Genomic DNA, 19,704 nt, shown 5'->3' on the forward strand with positions numbered 1-19,704 from the left:
CACGGGGACACTTCGTTGGCGATCCACTGGCGTGACTGCCGGGCTGCAAGGCCGGGCGGGCACGCCAGCACGTGGGTTCCGCGTGGTTCCCGAGGTCCCGCAGGCTCAGGGGCGGAAGAAACTCAGCGGCGCTGTGCGCAGACGGCGGCGGATGGCCGAATAGATGCGCGAGCGGTCGACTCCGCTGACATTGTGTGCCCTCATCGCAACGCGGAATGCCAGATAAAAGCTGACAGTGACATTCAACGCGCCATTGATCGGCAGTAGGGCAACCGCCCACCAGAACATGTCGGAGTGCAGCACCTGCCAGCCCAGGGCCGCCATGGCGGCACCGATCTGGCCTGCCGACAGCGTGACGTGGCGCACCTCCAGCCCCAGGCCGAAGAAGGCAGCGAATGCGGGCACCAGGCCCAGCATCATGCCCAGCGAGACGTTGGCGGCAAAGCCCGAAATGTTCTTGCGCCAGAAATGCGCCCAGCGGTCGGCGCGCTTGGCGCCCAGCCAGCGCGTGATGCCGGGGTTGTAGCGGATCACCGAGTCCAGCCGGCGCAGCACGAACCAGTTCTCCGCCCAGCCCGCGATCAGGCTGCTGGCGAACAGCAGCACGCCCGTGAAGGCCGCGAACAGCGGCGACAGGCCCAGCAGGCTCAACGAGTCGAGCACGGCAATCGCATGCGGCCCGTCGATGGGCGTGTGGCCGAACAGCTGGGCATAGCCCAGCGACAGCAGCAGCACCATGGGCAGCACCACCAGCACGTTGCCCAGCACGGCCGCCACCTGCGAGCGCACCAGGTGGGCGACCTCGTCCACGAACTCCTCGATGGCCTCGCTGGCGCGCAGGTCCTTGAGCTTGGCGGCCATGGCCGGTGCCGTCATGGCCGGCTGCTTGGTCGCCACCGTGAAGTGCAGCAGCTGGATCAGCACAAAGCTGATGGAGTAGTTGATGCCCGCCGCCAGCCCGCCCCAGAACGCCGACAGCCCCAGCGCGTAGAGCGCGAACTTCAGCAGCGTGGTGAAGGCCATCACAAAGCCGCCGCCAGCGGCCTTGGTCGCCATGGACAGGTATTCGCGGCCGGTGCGCGTGATGTAGTGCTCGCCCGTCTCGGCGCTGCGCTCGGCCACCTTGGCCGCCAGCAGCGAGGTGTTGGTGGACAGCAGCGCGCGCAGGCTGCGCCGCTCAATGCCCACGGACACCAGGTTGGCCAGCAGGTCGGCCGTCTCGGTGGCGCGGTTGTCGGCCACAAGGCAGTCCAGCAGGCGGCGCACGCGCAAAATGCGCGCGCGCAGCTGGCGCAGGCGGAACACCAGGCCCACCGAAATCCCTTCGGACTCGAAATGTGTGTAGACCGATGTCACGGCCGCGCGGCAGGCATCCAGGCGCTCGCGCAGCCGGGCCTCGGCCGCATCGCGCCGGTCATTGGTGCGCAGCGCGTGCATCACCTCCACGCGCAGGCTTTCGGCGTCGTGGATCAGGGCGTGGAAGGGCTGGTCGTCGCGCGCCTGCTCGTCCATGCGCAGGCGCAGTTCGGGCGAGAAGCCCGTGGACAGGATCTGCCCCGTGCAATAGGTGATGGAGCCCAGCAGGCTGTTCTGCCAGAAGCTGCTGCCCTGGCCCTCGCTGCCATCGGTCAGCAGCAGTGCGATGCGTTCGAGCAGCGGCGCCTCCAGCGCGTGCAGCCAGCGCGCGTCGAATTCGTCGGGCATGGCCAGCATGAACAGCTCGGAGGCATCCACCGTCTCGGGCGTGCTGGGCAGCAGCTTGTAGCGTGCGCGCTCGGACAGCTCGCTGAACATGTTGGTGCGCGGCGCAAAGCCGAAATCGGCCAGCAGCGCCGTGATGTCCACGGTGTCGATAAAGCGCAGCCACCAGGCATGCAGGCGCTGGCGCACGGCCGGGTCGGCCTCCACGGCCTCCACCAGCAACTGCACACGCTGCACGGCGCCGTCCACCGACGGCTTGGGCGCGCGCACCCACTCCAGCAGGTGGATCAGCCAGATATGGCGGTGCGCGAGGTCGGCCTCGGGGTCGAGTGCGGCCAGAAGGCCGGGCAGGTCTTGGGTGATTCGCTTCATGTAGGGGTCTTGCGGCAGGGCGGAAGACTAGCGCCTCCCCCGAGGAACGCGCTCAGTGCAGCACGCGGTTGTCAGGGTCTGGAAAGCTGTCGCCGCCGGCACCGGATATCAGCTGGAATCGCGGAATGCTGCACTCGAAGACCTCGCCCTCGTGGCTGATGCACAGATAGCTGCCCTGCATGCTGCCGTTGGGCGTGCGCAGCTGGCAGCCGCTGGTGTACTCGAAGGTCTCGCCAGGCTGCAGCAGCGGCTGGCGGCCGATCACCCCCAGGCCCTTGACCTCTTCGACATGGCCCAGTTCGTTGGTGATGATCCAGTGGCGCGCGATCAACTGGCCCGGCACCTGGCCGGTATTGGTCACGGTGATCGTGTAGGAGAAGGCGTATACGCCCGCCGCTGGAGCGGATTGCTCTGGCAAAAAGGCGGGGCGGACCTGGACCTGGAACTCGTTCATGGGCATGGCGGCAATGGTAACTGCCCGCAATGTACCGGCTTGCGAACGTCCCCACGCGCCGCCGCCCATGGCTTTGTGCCGTCGCTGGTGCCGGCATGGGCTAGCTGCGACAATCGCAGGCCATGAGCCCCACCTACCGCATCGCCCCCTCCATCCTGTCTGCCGACTTCGCCCGTCTGGGTGACGAGGTCAAGAATGTGATCGCCTCCGGCGCCGACTGGATCCACTTCGACGTGATGGACAACCACTACGTGCCCAACCTCACGTTCGGTCCCATGATCTGCGAGGCCCTGAAGCCCCATGCGAAGACGCCCGACGGCCAGCCCGTGCCCATCGACGTGCACCTGATGGTCTCGCCCGTGGACGAACTGGCCACGGCCTTCGCCAAGGCCGGCGCCGACTACATCAGCTTCCACCCCGATGCCACGGCCCACGTGCACCGCAGCATCCAGAACATCCGCGCCCAGGGCGCCAAGCCCGGCCTGGTGTTCAACCCCGCCGCCCCGCTGGACGTGCTGGACTGGGTCATCGACGACATCGACCTCATCTTGCTGATGAGCGTGAACCCCGGCTTCGGCGGCCAGAGCTTCATCGACAGCACGCTGCGCAAGATCGAGGCCGCGCGCAAGCGCATCGAGGCCAGCGGCCGCGACATCCGCCTGGAAGTGGACGGCGGCATCAAGGAAACCAACATCCGCCGCGTGGCCGATGCCGGTGCCGACACCTTCGTGGCGGGCAGCGCCATCTTCGGCAAGCCTGACTACAAGGCCGTGATCGACGCCATGCGCGGCGCCCTGGCGGCCTGAGCTTCGGCCTGCCTCCAGCAAAAAAATGGCCCGCGAATTGCGGGCCCTTTTTGTTGCCAACGGCGCTTTCAGCCGCCCAGCTCATGCTCTCCGGGCATGACGAAGATGCTCTTGCCCTGCGTGTCGAAACCGGGCGGCGCAAAGCGCGCCACCGGGACATGGTTGTGCTGGATGGAGCTGACCTTCCACGCGAATGTGCGGCCCTGGCTGGTGAAATTCACGGTTTCGCCGCAGGCGATATTGATGGGCGCTTTCTGCGATAGATCGACAGTACGGTAGACGCCCGCAGGCGCGGGCGATCCGTAATAGGATTTGCCGTTTGCAAAGCGTTCCGCATGGGCCGGCAATGCAGCCATGACGATTGCTGCGGTGCCCAATATGAATATGGATTTCATTGAATATGCCTCCGAAATAGGGCGGATACATGGGCGGATTCATGAAATCCGCCATGAACTGTATTCAGTCCATGGCGGAGACTGTAGAGTCATCGGCTTCTATATATCCGGGCAGCCGGATGACATCTCAGCCATATTGCCGCAAATGCGTGGCAATCTTCAGAAACTATGGCGCATGCCGAGTTCAGCGCCTGTGGAGCTGCCGCCCGCAGCCAATCCGGTGGTGCCGCCATTGAGGCTGAAATTGGCCCCGCCCTTGTTGGTCACGCGTGCAAGGGTTCCGTACAGCGCCGTGCGCCGCGACAGGTTGTGCACATAGCCGATCGCATACCTGTTGGCATCGCTGCCATTGAAGGCCAGCGGCCCACGGCGCGAATCGGTGCGCACATAGGAGGCGCGGATGTAGTTCGCCCCCACGGGCACGGTAAGGCCGACCTGCCAGCGGTCCTCGGAGCCCGCGATGCGGGTTCCATAGGTGCCATAGGGCAGGTCCTCGCGCTGGAAATACCCCATCAGCTTGGCAAAGCCGAAATCGTAGGAGGCGCCTGCGCCGTATTGCTTGAGCTTGGTGCCCGCAGCGTTCACATCGGTCGAGCCATAGGTGAGCGCCAGGTTCAGAGGGCCGTTGTCGTAGGTCAGGCGGCTGCCGAAATGGCGGCCGGCGCTGCTCACGGGGTCTTCGTCCAGGGCATACATCACTTCTGCCTGGAAGCCGCTCCATTTGGGAGTGAAGTACTGGATGGCGTTGTCGCTGCGGTAGTAGTTCGAGAAGGTGCCGGGCAGGCGGCTGATGATGTTGGAGTTTGCCAGGCCGATCACGTTGAACGGGTCGAACTTGGTGGGATTTTGCGCAGCCGGCGTGAAATCGCGGCCCAGGCGCAGCTCGCCGAAGCCGCCCGCCAAGCTCACCGTGGAGCGGCGCTGGAAGAACTTGCCATTGGCGTTTGTCGTGCCGGTGTCGGCATAGAGGTCTGACTCCAGCCAGAACTCGGCCCTCAATCCGCCGCCCAGATCCTCGGTGCCGCGAAAGCCAAACCGGCCCGATGACAGCCCGCTGTTGTTCATGGTCATGTTGCTGGGCAGATCGCTGTTCTTCACGTAGCGCCCATTGACGTCAACGATGCCGAACAGGGTGATGGATGACTGCGCGCTGGCCGCCAGCGAAATGACGGGCAGTGCGGCCGCCAATATACGATTGAATTTCATGCCTGGTCCTTGTATTGAATGTGGATTCCATGCGCATCCATTTCCAAACGGATGCTGTTGTAAATACTAGAATTCACAGGCCGGCACCAGGAGCCTTGAAAAGGAATTGACGGGGGGTGGCAAGCCAATCACAGGTTTTTTGGGCTCAACATGTTCCGTCCGGCCAACACCAATGGATTGCAATTCCATTCATGGCAGTTATCTTTCTTCAATATGTCTTGAATGTCACTTTTCTGTTGGGTAGATGGATTCTGGAGATTGATAGCATCCCGTGGGTTGAATCCGGTAAAGAAGAAAAAATCAATTCGTATCGGGTTGTTGATACGGCTGTGAGCGGGTATCGCAAGATAGGAGGGGATAGAAAAATGCGGCGCGAGGATGTCAAGCTGAGGATGCTGGCCAGGCGAGGGGACACGGGCGCCAGGCTTCAGCTCGGGGAGGCGTATCTGACCGGGGGCCCCGGCGTTTCCAGGAGCATCCCGGTGGGGTTGGAGTATCTGCAGGCCGCACTGCCTCAGGCCAGGCGCCAGGCCTCGGTCTGCATAGCCTTGCATCTGCCGCTCAGGGAGTTGCTGGAGCACGGGCTGCTGGAGACCCTGAGGATCGCGGCGGAGTATGAGGATGTCGGGCGCCAGAAGCTTGCCGCATGGCATCTCATCCGGGGGGAGCTCGATCTGGCTCTGGAGTGCCTTGGCAAGTGCAGCGCCGCCCTGCCAAGCCATCTGGCAAGCAGCGTGTCTGCGCATACATCCGGCGAGCTGCTGCAGGCGTTGCAGATCCTGCGCGCCATACAGCCGCTGGACATTGCCGAAGTCATGGCCTGCGAGGCCCGGCAGGCCATGGCCAAGGGCCAGTCGCACCGCGCCGTGCGGATGCTGGAGCTCCTGCGCGACCTGCCTCATGCCGCTCATGGCCCGGTCATGCAGCAGCTGATTGCCGACCTGGTCCACCAGGCGGAGGTGGCGGGCCATGGCCTGGGACGGCTGACCGTGGGCTGGATCGAAGCCAGCCTGGACCGGTGCGCCGCCAATGGAGACGTCCGCGCCTGCCACGTGCTTGGACGGGCGCTCTCGGGGCTGCCCTGTGCACACCTGGCTCCCGAAAACCTCGTGAATGCGCAGAACCTGCGCAAGGCCGCAGCCCTGCTGCTGCGCGCTGCCGATGGCGGCATCGTCACCGCCTGGCTGCACCTGTTCCGCATCTGCTCCGACTACCGCAGCTCGGTGGCCAATCCCACCCTGGCACGCTTTTGCCTGGAGAAGGCGGCACGTCACGGGCTGCCCGAGGCCGAGCGCCGCCTGGGTGCGCTGGTGCTGCGTGATGCCACGCACATCGAACCCATGGAACAGGGCGTGGCCCTGCTCCATGCTGCAGCGGCCAAGGGGGACGTGCTGGCCGGGCTGCTGCTGCGTTCCTTGCTGCTGCCTGTGGGCGGTGACAACGAGGAGGAGGCCCTCGCGGCCATCGAGGCCGTACAGCCAGATGCACCGCTGCTGGCCATGCGCCTGCGCCTGGCGCGCGTGTTCGGGCTCACCAAGCTGGAGGCGCTGTCGGTCAATCCCTCGACCGCCATGCGTCCCTGGGGGCTGGTGGTGGGCCACAACCCCCTGGTGGCGAAGGCCCGGCTGTGCGAGCCCCGTGCCGTGCCCGCGACCACGCCCGATGCCCAGCGCTGCCTGGAGCAGGCCGCTTCCATGTTCTCGGCACAGCAGGGGGAATCCCTGGCGCCGGAAGGCTCGCTGAGGGCCCGATCCCTGCAGATGCGGCGGCTGTTTCACCGCCTGCAGATCAGTGAAACGGTCTTCTTCGCTTCTGCCTCCTCACAGCAGCGCGATGCCATTCGCATTGGCACGAAATGGGCCAGGCGGCAGCAGCAGATCCTCCGCCAGGTGCTGGCCTGAGCCTCGCCTGTGCCCGCGTGCGAAGGAAAAGACATGAAGATCCTGATCGTGGATGCCCACCCGCCGTCGGCGCAGTACCTGTGCCAGGGCCTGTGCCAGGACGGATTCAACGTCGATGTCGTGCATGACGGTCTGCAGGGCCGCAACCTGGCACTGAGCCGCGCCTACAGCCTGCTCGTGCTGGATCTGGACCTGCCTGGCCAGAGCGGGCGTGCGGTCCTGCAGGACCTGCTCCAGGCGGGCGGCACGCCCACCATCGTGGTCACCGCAAACGACAGTCTGGAGGACCAGGTGTTCTGCCTGCAGAACGGGGCCGATGACTACCTGGTCAAACCCGTCAGGTTGCCGGTGTTCCTGGCCCGTGCACGGCTGCGGATGCGAGGCTCTGCCGGCCAGGAGGGTCTGCGCCTGACATTGGCGGACCTGGTGCTGGACCTGTCGAAAAAGCGGGTCGAGCGTGCCGGCCGGCGACTGGACCTCACTCGCCAGGAATTCGCCGTGCTGTGGCTGCTGCTGCAGCGCCAGGGCGATGTGGTCACGCGCGCCGAACTGGTGCAGCAGGTCTGGAGCCTGCCCGTCGATGCCCTCAACAACGTGGTGGATGTGGCGGTGTGCAGGCTGCGCAGCAAGCTCGATGATCCCTATGCGGTCAAGCTGCTGCACACGGTGCGCGGCATGGGCTACCTGCTGGCGTTGCGCGATGGGGATCCCGCCAAGTAGCCCTCATCTGCACTGCCCTGCTCTGCTCTGGAGCGCCCGCTGCCACAACGCCGGGCGTTCAGTCCAGCCACTGCCGGATGCGCCCCGCCAGCGCCTGGGCACTGATGCCGTAGCGCTCATGCAGCGTGGGCAGGGCGCCCGCGTCGAGGAAGGCGTCCGGCAGGCCCGCCAGCCGAAAGCGCGCGGGCCGCACATCGCGCTCCAGCAGGGCGCCGGCCACGGCCTCGCCCAGGCCGCCCACCACCGAATGGTTCTCCGCCACCACCACCAGGCGCGGCCCGCTGGCCACGGCTTGCACGATGGCCTGCACATCCAGCGGCTTGATGGTGGCGCAATGCAGCACGGCGGTGCCCACGTTGTCGGCGGCCAGCAACTGTGCGGCCTCCAGCGCGCGCATGGTCATGAAGCCGCTGGAGATGATGAGCACCTCGCGGCCCTCGCGCAGCATCTTCGCCTTGCCCAGCTCGAAACGGTAGTCGTACTCGTCCAGCACCAGCGGCACGTTGCCGCGCAGCAGCCGCATGTAGACGGGGCCGCGGTGCGCCGCGATCTGGGGCACGGCCTGGGTGATGTCCAGCGCATCGCAGGGATCGACGATGGTCAGCCCCGGCACGGCCCGCATCATGGCCAGATCGTCCGTGGCCTGGTGGCTGGGGCCGTAGCCCGTGGTCAGGCCGGGCAGGGCGCAGCAGATCTTGACGTCCAGGTTTTCCTCGGCAATCACCTGGTGGATGAAGTCATAGGCCCGGCGCGTGCCGAAGACGGCATAGGTGGTGGCAAAGGGCGTCAGCCCCTCCTTGGCCATGCCGCCGGCGGCGGCCATCAGCAGCTGCTCGGCCATGCCCATCTGGAAGAAGCGCTCGGGGTGGGCCTGGGCGAACAGGTGCAGGTCGGTGTACTTGGCCAGGTCGGCCGTCATGCCCACCACATCGGGCCGGCTGGCGGCCAGCTCCACCAGGGCCTTGCCGAAAGGCGCGGCCTGCACGCGCTGGCCCTCGGCCGCGATGGAGGCGATCATGGCCGAGGTGGTCGGCCGGGGCTTGGGGGTGGCAAGAGGCATGTTCATGGCAGGGCGGGCTCCAGGGGTTGCGATGCGTCCAGGATGGCGATGGCCTGCTGCCACTCGGGCGGATCGACGCGGATGAAATGGTTCTTCTCGCGCTGCTCCAGGAAGGGCACGCCCTTGCCCATCAGCGTGTCGCAGAGGATGACGCGGGGCCGGTCCTCGGCCAGCGCCCGCGCCGTGTCGAAGGCCTGGACCACCTGGACCAGATCGTTGCCGTCCACGCGCTGCACATGCCAGCCGAAGGCGGCCCATTTGTCGGCCAGCGGCTCGAAGCCCAGCATGCGCGTGGAGGGGCCATCGGCCTGCTGGTTGTTCACGTCCACCAGGCAGATCAGCCGGCCCAGCCCGTGGTGGGCGGCGGACAGCGCGGCTTCCCAGGTCGAGCCCTCGTCCAGCTCGCCGTCGGACATGGAGTTGTAGACAAAGGCATCGCTGCCCTTGTGGCGCAGTGCCAGCGCCATGCCCACGGCGATCGGCAGGCCCTGGCCCAGCGAGCCGCCCGAAATCTCCATGCCCGGCGTATAGCTGGCCATGCCCGACATGGGCAGGCGGCTGTCATCGCTGCCATAGGTCTGGAGCTCCTCGTCGGACAGGATGCCCGCCTCGGCCAGGGCCGCGTAGAAGGCGATGGCGTAGTGGCCGTGCGAGAGCAGAAAGCGGTCGCGGCCCTCCCACCCGGGCTCATCGGGCCGCAGCCGCAGCGCGTCGCCATAGGCCACGGCCAGCACATCGGCCCAGCCCAGGGCCTGGCCTATGTAGCCCTGGCCCTGCACCTCGCCCATTTGCAGGGCGCGGCGGCGTATGCGCCAGGCACAGGCCGCGAGCCGGTCCAGGCGCTGTTGCAGTGGTTCTTGGTTCATGCATCGTCTCCTCGGGATGGAAGGGCACGCGGCTCAGCGCAGGATGCTGGCCGGCACATAGGACACCAGCGCCAGCACCGCCAGCGCCACCAGGTAGAAGGGAATCAGCTCGCGCACGGTCTGGCCCACCTTGACCCGGGCCAGCGAGCTCGTGATGAACAGCGTCGTGCCCACGGGCGGCGTGTACAGACCCAGGGCCAGGTTCACGACCATCATGATTCCCAGCTGGGTCATGTCCATGCCGATGCTCTGGGCCAGCGGCACGAACACCGGCGTGAGCAGCAGCACGGCGGCCGGCAGGTCGATGAACATGCCGATGAAGAGCATCAGCAGGTTCATCAGCACGATCACCAGCCAGGCCGAATGCACATGCGACTGCACCCACTGCACGATGCCGTCGGGCATGCGGTCGAAGGTCAGCAGCCAGCCGATGGCCGACGAGGCCATGATCACCAGCAGCACCACGCCCGTGGCCAGGCCCGCATGCACCACCGCATCGTTGAGCCGGCGCCAGCCCAGGTCGCGGTAGATGGCGGCCGACACCAGGCCCGCATACAGCGTGGACAGCACGGCCACCTCGGTGGGCGTGGCGATGCCGAAGCGCAGGAACACGATGATCAGCACCGGCAGCAGCAGGGCCGGGCTGGCGTACAGCAGGTGGCGCCGGAAGGCGGGCCAGGCAAAGGGCGTGGTGTCGCGCGGAAAGCCGCGCCTGCGGCCCACCCACCAGCACACGCCCATGAAGCCCGCACACATCAGCAGCCCCGGCACGATGCCCGCCACGAACAGCGCCGCAATCGAGGCATTGGCGCTGAGCGCGAACAGGATCATGGGGATCGACGGCGGGATCAGGATGTCGATAGTGGCCGCCGCCGCCAGCGTGGCCGCCGAGAACGCGGGCGGATAGCCCAGCCGCCTGTGCCACGGGATCATCAGCGAGCCGATGGCCGAGGCATCGGCCACGGCCGAGCCCGACACCCCGCCGAACAGCGTGGACGACATCACCCCCACCTGGGCCGGCCCGCCGTGAAAGCGCCCTATCAGCGCCGACAGCACGCCCACCAGGGCCTCGCCCAGGCGCCCGCCCATCATCAGCGAGCCGGTGAGCATGAAGAACGGAATGGCGATCAGCGGAAAGCTCTGCACCTGGGCCACCATCTGCTGCACCAGCAGGTCCAGCGGCACGCGGTCCGAGGTGGCGGCCGCCGCCATGGCGCCCATGAGCAGCGCGTGGGCAATGGGCATGGCGATCACGGCGCCCGCCATGAAGACGAAAAGCATGATGAAGGACATGGACCTGCCCCCTTCACCAGTGCACGGCGGCCACGGGCCGCGCGGGTTCGGCATCGGCACTTGGGGCATCGGCCGCATCTGCAGCCCCTGCGGATGCCCGGTCCCCGCCCGCCACGCAGGCGCGCCAGGCCGACTGCAGGGCCAGCAAGGCCAGCAGCGCCATGCCCACCATCACGCAGCCATAGGTCAGCGAGCCGGGAATGCCCAGGATCTGGCTGCGCTCGTCATGCACGATCTCCAGCATGTTCAGCGTGGACCAAGCCAGCGTGGCGTACAGGGCGGCCACGGCCAGCCAGCCCATCACGGCCGTGGCGCGCTGCACGCGGGCCGGCAGCGCCTCGACCAGAAAGCTGGTGGTGATGTGGGCACCATGGGCGGCGGCCAGCACCACGCCCGACATCACCAGCCAGGGAAACAGCAGCTCGGGCACCTCGTTGGCCCATTGCAGGCTGGCGCCGCTGGCATAGCGCAGCGCGGTGTTGCACACCAGGATCACGAAGATCACCAGGGTGCTGGTCCACAGCACGGCGCGGCACAGGCCCGTGACCAGGCGTTCGATGAGGTTCATGGATGGCTCCCTGCGCTTCACTGCGCGCCTGCGGCCTTGACGACCTTGGCGATATAGGGGCCCGCAGGGCTGGCCAGCCACTTGTCCTGCACCTTGGCCGTGGCCTGGGCGAAGGCCCGCGCGTCGATGGTGCTGACCTCCACGCCCTTGGCGCGGATGTCGTCCAGCAGCTTGTCGTCGGCCTCGCGCGCCAGCTGGCGCTGGTAGGCCGTGGCCTCCTGCGCGGCCTCGGTCAGCAGCGTGCGGTCGGCGGCCGGCAGCCGGTCCCAGCTGCGCTTGCCCATGATCAGCGGCGTCATCTGGAACATGTGGCCCGTCAGCGTCAGGTGCTTTTGCACCTCGTACAGCTTGCTGGCGTGGAAGTTGGCCAGCGGGTTCTCCTGGCCGTCGACCACGCCCTGCTGAAGGGCCACGTACAGCTCGGCGAACTTGATCTGCTGGGCCTCGGCGCCCAGGGCCTGGACGATGTCCACCAGCACCGCGTCGGGCGGCGTGCGCATCTTCAGGCCCTTGAGATCGTCCACGCTGCGCAGGGGCCGCTTGCTGTTGGTCATGTGGCGTATGCCGTTGTCCCAGTAGCCCAGCACCACCATGCCCTTGGCGGCCGATTTGTCGGCCAGCTCCCGGCCCAGCGGCCCGTCCAGCACCTGGAAGGCACGGGCCGGCGTGGCGAACAGAAACGGCATGCCATAGGCCGCGTACTCGGGCACGGCCGCTGCCACCGCGCCCTGGGAATTGGCCGACAGGTCCAGCGCGCCCGTGCGCAGGGCCGTGACCATGGCCGCGTCGTCGCCCAACTGGGCCGAGGGGGCGACCTGCACCTCGATACGGCCCGCGCTGCGTGCCTTCACTAGTTCGGCGAACTTCAGCGAGGCCAGGTGGCGCGGATTGTCGGGCGCCGCGCCGTGGCCCAGCGTGAGCTTCACGGCCTGGGCGCCGGCCAGTGCCGGCAGCAGCAGGGCGCAGGCTGCCAAGGCCCTTGCGGCCAGGGCAGCGCGTTGGAAATGCTTGTTCTGCATGGTCTTGTCTCCTTTGCTTTTTGGGGGGCCATGCGCGCCATGGCCAGGCCGGTGGGGTGCGGGTGATGCAGTCAGTGGATGAGCATCCCGCCGTTCACATCGAGCGTGATGCCCGTGCAATAGCCAGCCAGGTCGCTGGCCAGGAACACGCAGGCGCCGGCCACATCGTCGGCGCGGCCCAGGCGTGCCAGCGGAATCGTGGCGGAGATCTCGCGCTTGCGTTCGGGGCCGAGCTTGCCCTGGGTGATATCGGTCTCGATCAGGCCCGGCGTGACGCAGTTGATGCGTATGCCATCGCCGCCGAACTCGCGCGCCATGGCGCGGGCCAGGCCCAGCACGCCGGCCTTGGCGGCCGAATAGTGCGGCCCGCCGAAGATGCCGCCGCCGCGCTGCGCCGAGACGGAGGAGATGCAGACGATGGCGCCCGCTTGCTGCCTGCGCATGGCCGGCAGCACGGCCTGGGACATGTACAGCGTGCCGCGCAGGCTCACGTCGAGCACGCGGTCGTAGTCGGCCCCGCCGATCTCCAGCGTGCCCACGGCCTGCGTGATGCCCGCGTTGTTGACCAGCGCGTCGATGCGGCCAAAGGCGCGCAGCACGGCGGCGGCCGCCGCCTCGCACGAGGGCTTGTCCGTCACGTCGGCCACCAGCCCCAGGTGCCCGTCGCCCAGCCGCGCGGCCGCGCCGGCCGGATCGGCCCGCTCCAGGTCGAGGATGGCCACGCGGGCCCCCTGGGCGGCCATCTGGCGCGCCGTGGCAAAACCGAGTCCGTTGATCCCTGCGCCGCCGGTGATGATGGCGACCCTGTCCTTGAGCAGCATGTGCCTGTCTCCGCTGTAGTGGTGGTGGATGCAGCCATCTTGGGCTGTCATGAGCATGAAGACAAACGATGTTTCATCAGCCTAAGATGACGGTTCTTCAGCTCACGTACGGGGTCTCCCGGGGTCTTCCGGGTGTCCCCCGGTGTCTGCCCGTGAGCTGCCCGCGTCTTCGAGGAACTTGCCATGGCATCCATTCCCAGCAGTGCCCACCTGCAGGCCTTCGAGGCCGTGGCGCGCCGGCGCAGCTTCGCGCTGGCCGCTTCCGAGCTGCACCTGACGGCCTCGGCCGTCAGCCACCAGGTGGCCAAGCTGGAGGCGCAGCTGGGCGTGCGCCTGTTCGAGCGCAGCGCGCATGGCGTGCGCCTGAGCCGCCCGGGGCAGGCCTACCTGGAGCGCGTCGGCGGCGCGCTGGCGGCCATCGTCTCGGCGACCGAGGACCTGCGCCACAGCATGAGCAACAGCCTGTACGTGCACTGCGCGCCCAGCATCGCCAGCCTCTGGCTCATGCCCCGGCTGCGGGACTTTGCGCGGGCCTGCCCGCACATTGCGCTGAACCTGTCGGCTGCGCATTCGCACAGCGACTTCGCGCTGGGCCAGGCCGATATCGACATCCGCTACGGCATTGCGCAGTGGCCGGAGCTGGAGGTGGAGCCCCTGTTCGAGGAGCACATCCTGCCGCTGGCCAGCCCCGCCTTCGTGGCCGAGCATGGGCTGCAGCGCGTGCAGCAGTTGCTGCATGTGCCGCTGATCCAGAGCAACGTCAGCATCGTCCAGTGGTCGGACTGGTTCCAGTCGTTCTCGCAGCTGCGCGCGCCAGAGCGCTTTGCCGTGCGTTTCGACCGCGCCCAGATGTCGCTGGACGCGGCCACGCAGGGCCTGGGTGTGGCGCTGGAAAGCGCCATGAATGCGGGCGGCCACATTGCCGACGGCCGGTTGGTGGCCCCCTTCGGCGTGGACCGGGCCCTGCGCGTCAAGGCCCACTTTGCCGTCTACCCCGCGCGCAACGCCCGGCGGCCCGCCGTGGCGGCCTTCCTGGCCTGGCTGCATGCCGAGGCTGCCCGCACCGAGCAGCAGCCCTGCCGCCAAAGCCCGGACTGAGTTGGCCGCCAGCCCTGAAAAAGGGCAGGACGGATATTCCTGCATCCATTGCGAAAAACCTGCGATGCAATTTCTCTATGAATGAGCCAGTGTGCGGTAAATGGTTTTATTGCCCCTGTTTTCGGTGAATGACGACGTGATTGCCAGCAGGGATTGGCAATAATTCGGGACAGCCATACACACAGGGAGTGCCACGCTGAAATGGCCAAATCAGCAAGACGCCGATTTATCGGACTGATCACGGTGAGCTACGGATTGTTCGCATTCGGCTGGATCCTTCTGTCCGACAAGCTGTTGTTCGCATTGGCAGGGAGTGCGGATATCGGCTGGCTTTCCGTCGTCAAAGGGCTGTTCTTTGTGCTGGCCACGGACTTCCTGCTGTTCTTCGCGCTGTGCTCGGTGCCGGCCGGGCAGAACATTGGCGCCTCCGCCATCGCACAGGAAATGGGGCCACGCCGTTTTCCGGTCTGGGCCTCCTATCTGTTTGCCCTGGCCATGAGCCTGGCCGTGCTGGCCGCCAGCAGCACGCTGGCCAGCCATTTCGGTGAACGCTCGCTGCTGCTGCTGTTCATGCTGCCCGTGCTGGTCAGTGCGCTGATCGGCGGCCTGGGGCCGGGCCTGCTGGCCACGGCCTTTGCGGCCTACAGCCTGGACCAGACCGACGGCGTCGCCGTGCGCGACTGGGCGCAGTGGGGCGTGGTGGCCGTCAACGGCCTGGCCGTGAGCGTGCTGGCCGAGACGCTGCAGCGCTCGCTGCGCAAGGCCAACATGCAGCGGCAATTGCTGGACTCGGTGATCTCGGGCACCTCGGACGCCGTCTTCGTGAAGGATCTGCGCGGGCGCTACCTGCTGGTCAACCGGGCCGCCGCCAGCCTGGTGGGCCGGCAGGCCGAGGACATCGTGGGCAAGGACGACTTCGCGCTCTTTCCCTTCGGCATCGCCAGCGCCATCCGCAGGAAGGACCGGGATGTGCTGCGCCAGGAGGTGGCCACGCATGAGGAGCAACTGACGGTGGAGCCGGGCAGGACGCTGGACCTCCTGGTCACCAAGGGCCCGGTGCGCAACACCGCAGGCCACATCGCGGGCCTGTTCGGCATCTCCCGGGACATTACCGAGCGCAAGCGCTTCGAGCGCGAGCTGGCCCAGGCCGCCGTGGTGTTCGACAGCAGCCACCAGGGCATCATGGTGGTCGATCCGGGGCGGCTCATCACGCGCGTCAACCCCGCCTTCACCCGCATCACCGGCTATGCGCCCGAGGACGTGATCGGCAAGACACCGCGCGTGCTGTCCTCGGGCCTGCACGGGCCGGAGTTCTACCGGCAGATCTGGGCCTGCATCGAGCGCGACGGCTTCTGGCACGGCGAGATCTGGAACCGCCGCAAGACGGGCGAGATCTTCGCCGAGATGCTGTCCATCTCCGCCGCGCAGGGCGCCGGTGGCGAGATCGAGCACTACATCGGCGTCTTCACCGACATCAGCCACATCAAGGCGCACGAGGCCGAGCTCGAGCGCGTCACCCACTACGACCTGCTCACCGGCCTGCCCAACCGCCGCCTGCTGATCGACCGGCTCAACCAGGCCATGCTGCGCACGGCGCGCGAGGGCCGCTCCCTGGCCGTGTGCTTCCTGGACCTGGACGGCTTCAAGGAAATCAACGACCTGCACGGCGCGGCCGCGGGCGATGCGCTGCTGGTGGGCGTGGCCGCCCACCTCAAGAGCGTGCTGCGCTCCGAGGACACGCTGGCCCGGCTCGGCGGCGACGAGTTCGTGCTGCTGCTGTCGCACATCGGCTCGGCCGAGCACTGCTCCACCATCCTCGACCGGGTGCTGGAGGCGGCCAGCCGTCCCGTGCCCGTGCAGGACCGGGTGCTGTCCGTGACCGCCAGCGTGGGTGTCAGCCTCTACCCCGACGACCAGGCCGACCCCGACCTGCTGCTGCGCCATGCCGACCAGGCCATGTGCGTGGCCAAGCAGGCCGGGCGCAACCGCTACCAGCTGTTCGATCCGGAAAACGACCGCAAGGCCCATGCGCGCCGCCTGCAGCTGGGCTGGCTGCGCCAGGCGCTGGAGAAGGGCGAATTCCTGCTGCACTACCAGCCCAAGGTGGAGCTGGGCGGCGGCAAGCTGGTGGGCGCCGAGGCCCTGCTGCGCTGGCACGACCCGCGCCAGGGCCTGCGCGCGCCGGGCGAGTTCCTGCCCTTCGTGGCGGGCAGCGACCTGGAGCGGCCGCTGGGCGACTGGGTCATCGGCGATGCCGTGGCCCAGGCGGCGCGCTGGTTCGGCCAGGGCCTGGACCTGTGCGTGAGCATCAACGTCAGCGCCAACCAGCTGCTGGACGGCGGTTTCCACGCCAAGATGGCCCAGGTGCTGGCCCGCCACCCGGACCTGCCGCCGCACCTGATCGAACTGGAAATCCTGGAAAGCGCCGCCATTGCCGACATGGAGCAGGCCATCCAGGTGATGAGCCAGTGCCGGCAGCTGGGCATACGCTTTGCGCTGGACGACTTCGGCACCGGCTACTCCTCGCTTACCTACCTGCGCAAGCTGCCCGTGCAGTCGCTCAAGATCGACCAGAGCTTTGTGCGCGACATGCTCGCCGACCCGGACGACCTGGGCATCGTCGAAGGCGTCATCCAGCTGGCCAGCACCTTCCAGCTCGAATCGGTGGCCGAAGGCGTGGAAACGCCCAAGCATGCGCGCCGCCTGCGCGACATGGGCTGCCACGTGGCCCAGGGCTATGGCATCGCCCGGCCCATGCCCGCCGACCAGCTGCCCGCCTGGGCCGCGCGCTGGCAGGCCGGGGACAACTGGCTGGCGCATGGGCGGCATATGCCGTCCGAGGCCTGAGCTTCGCGTCCCGGCGCCGGTGCCAGTGCCAGTGCCGGCTATGTCAACTCGGCTGGACGGGTTTCCATGGCATTGCGGGTGGGCAAGGTGATGCAGAACAGGGCCCCTCCCGCGGGGCCGTTGCTGGCGACGACGGTGCCGTCCATGGTGTCGATGATCTTGCGGCAGATGGCCAGGCCCAGGCCCGTGCCGCCCGAGCCGTCCTTGGTCTTGCTGGACTGCACGAAGGGCTGGAAGATCTTGTCCAGTTCCTGCGGCGGAATGCCCGGTCCCTGGTCGGAGACGGCAATGCAGATGTCGCCCTGTCCGTCGATGCGGCCCTGCACATCGATGCGCCCGCCGATGGGCGAGAACTTGATGGCATTGGCCAGCACATTGCGCACCACCTGCTGAAAGCGCACGGGGTCGGCCTTGGCGATCAGCGGCGTGTCGTCGAGCTCCAGCCGCAGGTCGATGAGCTTGTGCTGCTGCTGCGGCTCCAGCTCGCGGACCACGGGCCGGATCAGGCTTCTGAGGTCGGTGCGTTCCAGGTGGATGGTTCCCACGGCGCTTTCCAGCTTGGCGACATCCAGCAGGTCGTTGACCAGGGCCAGCATGCGCTGGCCGGCTGCATGGATGTCGTTGAACATGTCTGCCATCGCGGCATTGCCGAGAGAGCGCAGGCCGCCCAGCTCGGCAAAGCCCATGATGGACTGCAGCGGGGTGCGCAGCTCGTGACTCATGTTGGCCACGAATTCCGATTTCACGCGGAAGGCCTCTTCGGCCGCGTCGCGGGCTTCGTGGATGGCATGCTCGGCCGCGCGGAATTCGCTCACGTCCACAAAAATGCTGAGCACGCCGGTGATCTGGCCCTGGGCATCCTTGACTGCCGCCTTGGAGATCTGCACGTCGCGGTAGCTGCCGTCCACATGGGGCAGCCGGGCCTCCAGCACCATGGGCTGGCCTGAACGCATCACATCCTCATTGCCGTGCATCTGCAGCAGGTCATGGTCGCCAGAGTGCAGGCCCTCGACCTCATGGCCAAGCACGGCGTAGCGGCACCTACCAAAGAAGTCTTCCCAGGCCTTGTTCACCAGGGCCACGCGCTGGCCCGCGTTCGTGACCAGCATGGGCAGGGGCGTGGTCTCGAACAGCAGGTGCTGGAAGGCCAGCTGGGTCTGCAGCTCCTGCTGGGCCTTCCAGCGGGCGGTCACGTCCACGGCGCTGCCGGCAAAGCCCACCAGCCGGCCCTCGCGCAGCAGGGGAACCACGGCGATGTCGCAGAGTATTTCCCTTTCGTCGGGAAGGCGAAAGCGCGCCTGGCAGTTGCGCAGGGCCAGCTTGGCCTGGGGGTCGAGCAGTGCCTGGATCTGGGGCCTGCAGGCTTCATGCACGATGCCCTCCAGCGGCTGCCCTACCGCCTCGACGCTGGGCTGCCCGGTCCACTGCTCCCAGCGGGCGTTCACGAAGGTCAGCCGGCCGTGGCTGTCGGTCCGGAAGATCAGCTCCTGCACGCTGCGCATGAGCACGGCCATCTCATGCTCGCTGCGGGCTATGCGCGCCTGGGCCTTTTCCATGGCCTGCTGTGCCGACTTCTGCACCCTGCGGGTCTTGAGCACCGACGCGCTCAGGCCGAGCACCAGGGCAAGAAGTGCAAGTCCGGCAACGAAGAAGGCGAAGGCATCGTCACGCCAGCGCGCGATCACCGCCGCGTAGGGCTCCTCCACCACCAGCAGCAAGGGCCAGTTGCGGACCGTGCGAAAGGACACGATCTCATGGGGGCCGAGCAGGCCGGCGCCAATGTAGGAGCCGAATTCGCTGCCTGGCAGCCATTTCTGGAAGATGGGGGTCTTGCGTGCAGAGGCCGTTTGTACGCCCCCGCCTGCGTTCGTGCTGGCCAGCGGTTGGCCGTCGTAGCTCAGCAGCACCGCCTCGTAGCTGAGGGTTTCCAGCGTGGCCTGGTAGAAGTTGGCCACGGCATCGGGATTGATCAGGCCCACCAGCACGGCGGGTGCGCCGCTGTCGTTTTCGAAGGCCAGGATCTGGGGCAGGTAGTGGACGCCCCGCGGTATTGCATGTGGGGCCAATGTCAGGGAAGAGAGGCTGCGGCCGCTGACAAGGCGTCCCAGTTGCACCTTGCCCAGGACCGGAGCCGATGCATTGTCCGGCAGCAACTGCTGCACCTCGATCTGCAGGCCGGCTTCGCCCGCCTGCGTGCTCGCCAGGATGTGGCCCTGGCCATCGAGCAGCGCCATGCTACGCAGAACCGGCAGTTGGGCGACCACTTGCGCCATGGCCGCCTCGCGCGCGGCGCGCGGGCTGTCGGCGGACAGGATGACCGGATTGTGGGCCAGGCTCGCCAGGGCGACATCGCCGGTCTCGAAGGTCTTGCCGGTCTGATCTTCCAGTACACGGCTGAGCAATGCGGCCTGGGATCTGCTTTGCTCGGCCTGGGTGTGCAGTTGGCCCCAGATGAAGAGCACAAGCCCCGCCAGCACGCACAGCGCAAAGCTCAGGATCAAGGCTTTGATGTGGGCGCTGCGCCTGGCCCCCAGGAAGCGATGCATGGCGGCTCTGTGCGGCATGGTGATGGACTCC

The 19,704-nt window shown here is 67.3% G+C and carries 16 protein-coding genes; 5 read left to right on the forward strand and 11 right to left on the reverse strand.

Going from position 1 to position 19,704, the window contains the following annotated elements:
* Nucleotides 1-105 precede the first annotated feature (105 nt).
* Together LGR64_RS21305 and apaG are read right to left on the reverse strand one after the other, a co-directional pair.
* A complete protein-coding gene (locus LGR64_RS21305; protein WP_230356901.1) occupies nucleotides 106-2,073 on the reverse strand; it encodes a site-specific recombinase in 1,968 nt (655 codons plus the stop codon).
* A 52-nt stretch (nucleotides 2,074-2,125) separates the two neighbouring features.
* Entirely contained in the window at nucleotides 2,126-2,533 is a 408-nt protein-coding gene (gene apaG, locus LGR64_RS21310; protein WP_034389582.1) for a Co2+/Mg2+ efflux protein ApaG, read from the reverse strand.
* Between the two features lie 116 nt (nucleotides 2,534-2,649).
* Here apaG and rpe point away from each other — a divergent pair, with 116 nt between their 5' ends.
* Nucleotides 2,650-3,333, forward strand: coding sequence for a ribulose-phosphate 3-epimerase (gene rpe, locus LGR64_RS21315; protein ID WP_012202654.1), 684 nt, complete (start codon nucleotides 2,650-2,652; stop codon nucleotides 3,331-3,333).
* 68 nt (nucleotides 3,334-3,401) lie between these two features.
* On the opposite strand, the gene LGR64_RS21320 is transcribed toward rpe, so the two are convergent.
* Together LGR64_RS21320 and LGR64_RS21325 are read right to left on the reverse strand one after the other, a co-directional pair.
* A complete protein-coding gene (locus LGR64_RS21320; protein ID WP_224986389.1) occupies nucleotides 3,402-3,689 on the reverse strand; it encodes a CzcE family metal-binding protein in 288 nt (95 codons plus the stop codon).
* Nucleotides 3,690-3,887: 198 nt separating this feature from the next.
* Nucleotides 3,888-4,934: a porin gene (locus tag LGR64_RS21325; protein WP_230356902.1), complete on the reverse strand. Its 1,047-nt coding sequence runs from the start codon at nucleotides 4,932-4,934 to the stop codon at nucleotides 3,888-3,890.
* 191 nt (nucleotides 4,935-5,125) lie between these two features.
* On the opposite strand from LGR64_RS21325, the gene LGR64_RS21330 reads away from it, so the two are divergent.
* Nucleotides 5,126-6,835 (forward strand): hypothetical protein, encoded by a 1,710-nt coding sequence (locus tag LGR64_RS21330; RefSeq protein ID WP_230356905.1) that lies wholly within the window; start codon nucleotides 5,126-5,128, stop codon nucleotides 6,833-6,835.
* 33 nt (nucleotides 6,836-6,868) lie between these two features.
* The gene (locus tag LGR64_RS21335) at nucleotides 6,869-7,555 is read left to right on the forward strand and encodes a winged helix-turn-helix domain-containing protein (protein WP_230356907.1); all 687 of its coding nucleotides are present in this window, start codon (nucleotides 6,869-6,871) and stop codon (nucleotides 7,553-7,555) included.
* A gap of 58 nt (nucleotides 7,556-7,613) precedes the next feature.
* Here the strand turns inward: LGR64_RS21335 and LGR64_RS21340 are convergent, their stop codons facing one another.
* The 6 genes from LGR64_RS21340 to LGR64_RS21365 form a co-directional block, all read right to left on the reverse strand.
* Nucleotides 7,614-8,621, reverse strand: coding sequence for a transketolase family protein (locus LGR64_RS21340; RefSeq protein WP_123694638.1), 1,008 nt, complete (start codon nucleotides 8,619-8,621; stop codon nucleotides 7,614-7,616).
* A complete protein-coding gene (locus tag LGR64_RS21345) occupies nucleotides 8,618-9,481 on the reverse strand; it encodes a transketolase (protein WP_230356909.1) in 864 nt (287 codons plus the stop codon). The genes LGR64_RS21340 and LGR64_RS21345 overlap by 4 nt, the downstream gene beginning before the upstream one ends.
* A 33-nt stretch (nucleotides 9,482-9,514) precedes the next feature.
* Nucleotides 9,515-10,774 (reverse strand): TRAP transporter large permease, encoded by a 1,260-nt coding sequence (locus LGR64_RS21350; protein ID WP_017406354.1) that lies wholly within the window; start codon nucleotides 10,772-10,774, stop codon nucleotides 9,515-9,517.
* A gap of 13 nt (nucleotides 10,775-10,787) precedes the next feature.
* Nucleotides 10,788-11,342: a TRAP transporter small permease gene (locus LGR64_RS21355; RefSeq protein ID WP_230356910.1), complete on the reverse strand. Its 555-nt coding sequence runs from the start codon at nucleotides 11,340-11,342 to the stop codon at nucleotides 10,788-10,790.
* Between the two features lie 17 nt (nucleotides 11,343-11,359).
* Nucleotides 11,360-12,361: a TRAP transporter substrate-binding protein gene (locus LGR64_RS21360; RefSeq protein ID WP_096914584.1), complete on the reverse strand. Its 1,002-nt coding sequence runs from the start codon at nucleotides 12,359-12,361 to the stop codon at nucleotides 11,360-11,362.
* A 71-nt stretch (nucleotides 12,362-12,432) separates the two neighbouring features.
* Entirely contained in the window at nucleotides 12,433-13,182 is a 750-nt protein-coding gene (locus tag LGR64_RS21365; protein WP_013804706.1) for an SDR family NAD(P)-dependent oxidoreductase, read from the reverse strand.
* Nucleotides 13,183-13,365: 183 nt separating this feature from the next.
* Here LGR64_RS21365 and LGR64_RS21370 point away from each other — a divergent pair, with 183 nt between their 5' ends.
* A complete protein-coding gene (locus LGR64_RS21370) occupies nucleotides 13,366-14,280 on the forward strand; it encodes a LysR substrate-binding domain-containing protein (protein ID WP_034389598.1) in 915 nt (304 codons plus the stop codon).
* Between the two features lie 243 nt (nucleotides 14,281-14,523).
* Nucleotides 14,524-17,127: a putative bifunctional diguanylate cyclase/phosphodiesterase gene (locus LGR64_RS21375; RefSeq protein WP_230356912.1), complete on the forward strand. Its 2,604-nt coding sequence runs from the start codon at nucleotides 14,524-14,526 to the stop codon at nucleotides 17,125-17,127.
* 38 nt (nucleotides 17,128-17,165) lie between these two features.
* Here the strand turns inward: LGR64_RS21375 and LGR64_RS21380 are convergent, their stop codons facing one another.
* The gene (locus LGR64_RS21380; protein WP_141830986.1) at nucleotides 17,166-19,691 is read right to left on the reverse strand and encodes a sensor histidine kinase; all 2,526 of its coding nucleotides are present in this window, start codon (nucleotides 19,689-19,691) and stop codon (nucleotides 17,166-17,168) included.
* Between the last annotated feature and the right edge of the window lie 13 nt (nucleotides 19,692-19,704).

Source organism: Delftia sp. Lp-1 (genome assembly GCF_020523835.1).
GTDB lineage: Bacteria > Pseudomonadota > Gammaproteobacteria > Burkholderiales > Burkholderiaceae_C > Comamonas > Comamonas acidovorans.

Coding starts and splice junctions, on each gene's coding strand:
- LGR64_RS21305 (WP_230356901.1), bottom strand. CDS start 2,073: ATGAAGCGAATCACCCAAGACCTGCCCGGCCTTCTGGCCGCACTCGAC.
- apaG (WP_034389582.1), bottom strand. CDS start 2,533: ATGCCCATGAACGAGTTCCAGGTCCAGGTCCGCCCCGCCTTTTTGCCA.
- rpe (WP_012202654.1), top strand. CDS start 2,650: ATGAGCCCCACCTACCGCATCGCCCCCTCCATCCTGTCTGCCGACTTC.
- LGR64_RS21320 (WP_224986389.1), bottom strand. CDS start 3,689: ATGGCTGCATTGCCGGCCCATGCGGAACGCTTTGCAAACGGCAAATCC.
- LGR64_RS21325 (WP_230356902.1), bottom strand. CDS start 4,934: ATGAAATTCAATCGTATATTGGCGGCCGCACTGCCCGTCATTTCGCTG.
- LGR64_RS21330 (WP_230356905.1), top strand. CDS start 5,126: ATGGCAGTTATCTTTCTTCAATATGTCTTGAATGTCACTTTTCTGTTG.
- LGR64_RS21335 (WP_230356907.1), top strand. CDS start 6,869: ATGAAGATCCTGATCGTGGATGCCCACCCGCCGTCGGCGCAGTACCTG.
- LGR64_RS21340 (WP_123694638.1), bottom strand. CDS start 8,621: ATGAACATGCCTCTTGCCACCCCCAAGCCCCGGCCGACCACCTCGGCC.
- LGR64_RS21345 (WP_230356909.1), bottom strand. CDS start 9,481: ATGAACCAAGAACCACTGCAACAGCGCCTGGACCGGCTCGCGGCCTGT.
- LGR64_RS21350 (WP_017406354.1), bottom strand. CDS start 10,774: ATGTCCTTCATCATGCTTTTCGTCTTCATGGCGGGCGCCGTGATCGCC.
- LGR64_RS21355 (WP_230356910.1), bottom strand. CDS start 11,342: ATGAACCTCATCGAACGCCTGGTCACGGGCCTGTGCCGCGCCGTGCTG.
- LGR64_RS21360 (WP_096914584.1), bottom strand. CDS start 12,361: ATGCAGAACAAGCATTTCCAACGCGCTGCCCTGGCCGCAAGGGCCTTG.
- LGR64_RS21365 (WP_013804706.1), bottom strand. CDS start 13,182: ATGCTGCTCAAGGACAGGGTCGCCATCATCACCGGCGGCGCAGGGATC.
- LGR64_RS21370 (WP_034389598.1), top strand. CDS start 13,366: ATGGCATCCATTCCCAGCAGTGCCCACCTGCAGGCCTTCGAGGCCGTG.
- LGR64_RS21380 (WP_141830986.1), bottom strand. CDS start 19,691: ATGCCGCACAGAGCCGCCATGCATCGCTTCCTGGGGGCCAGGCGCAGC.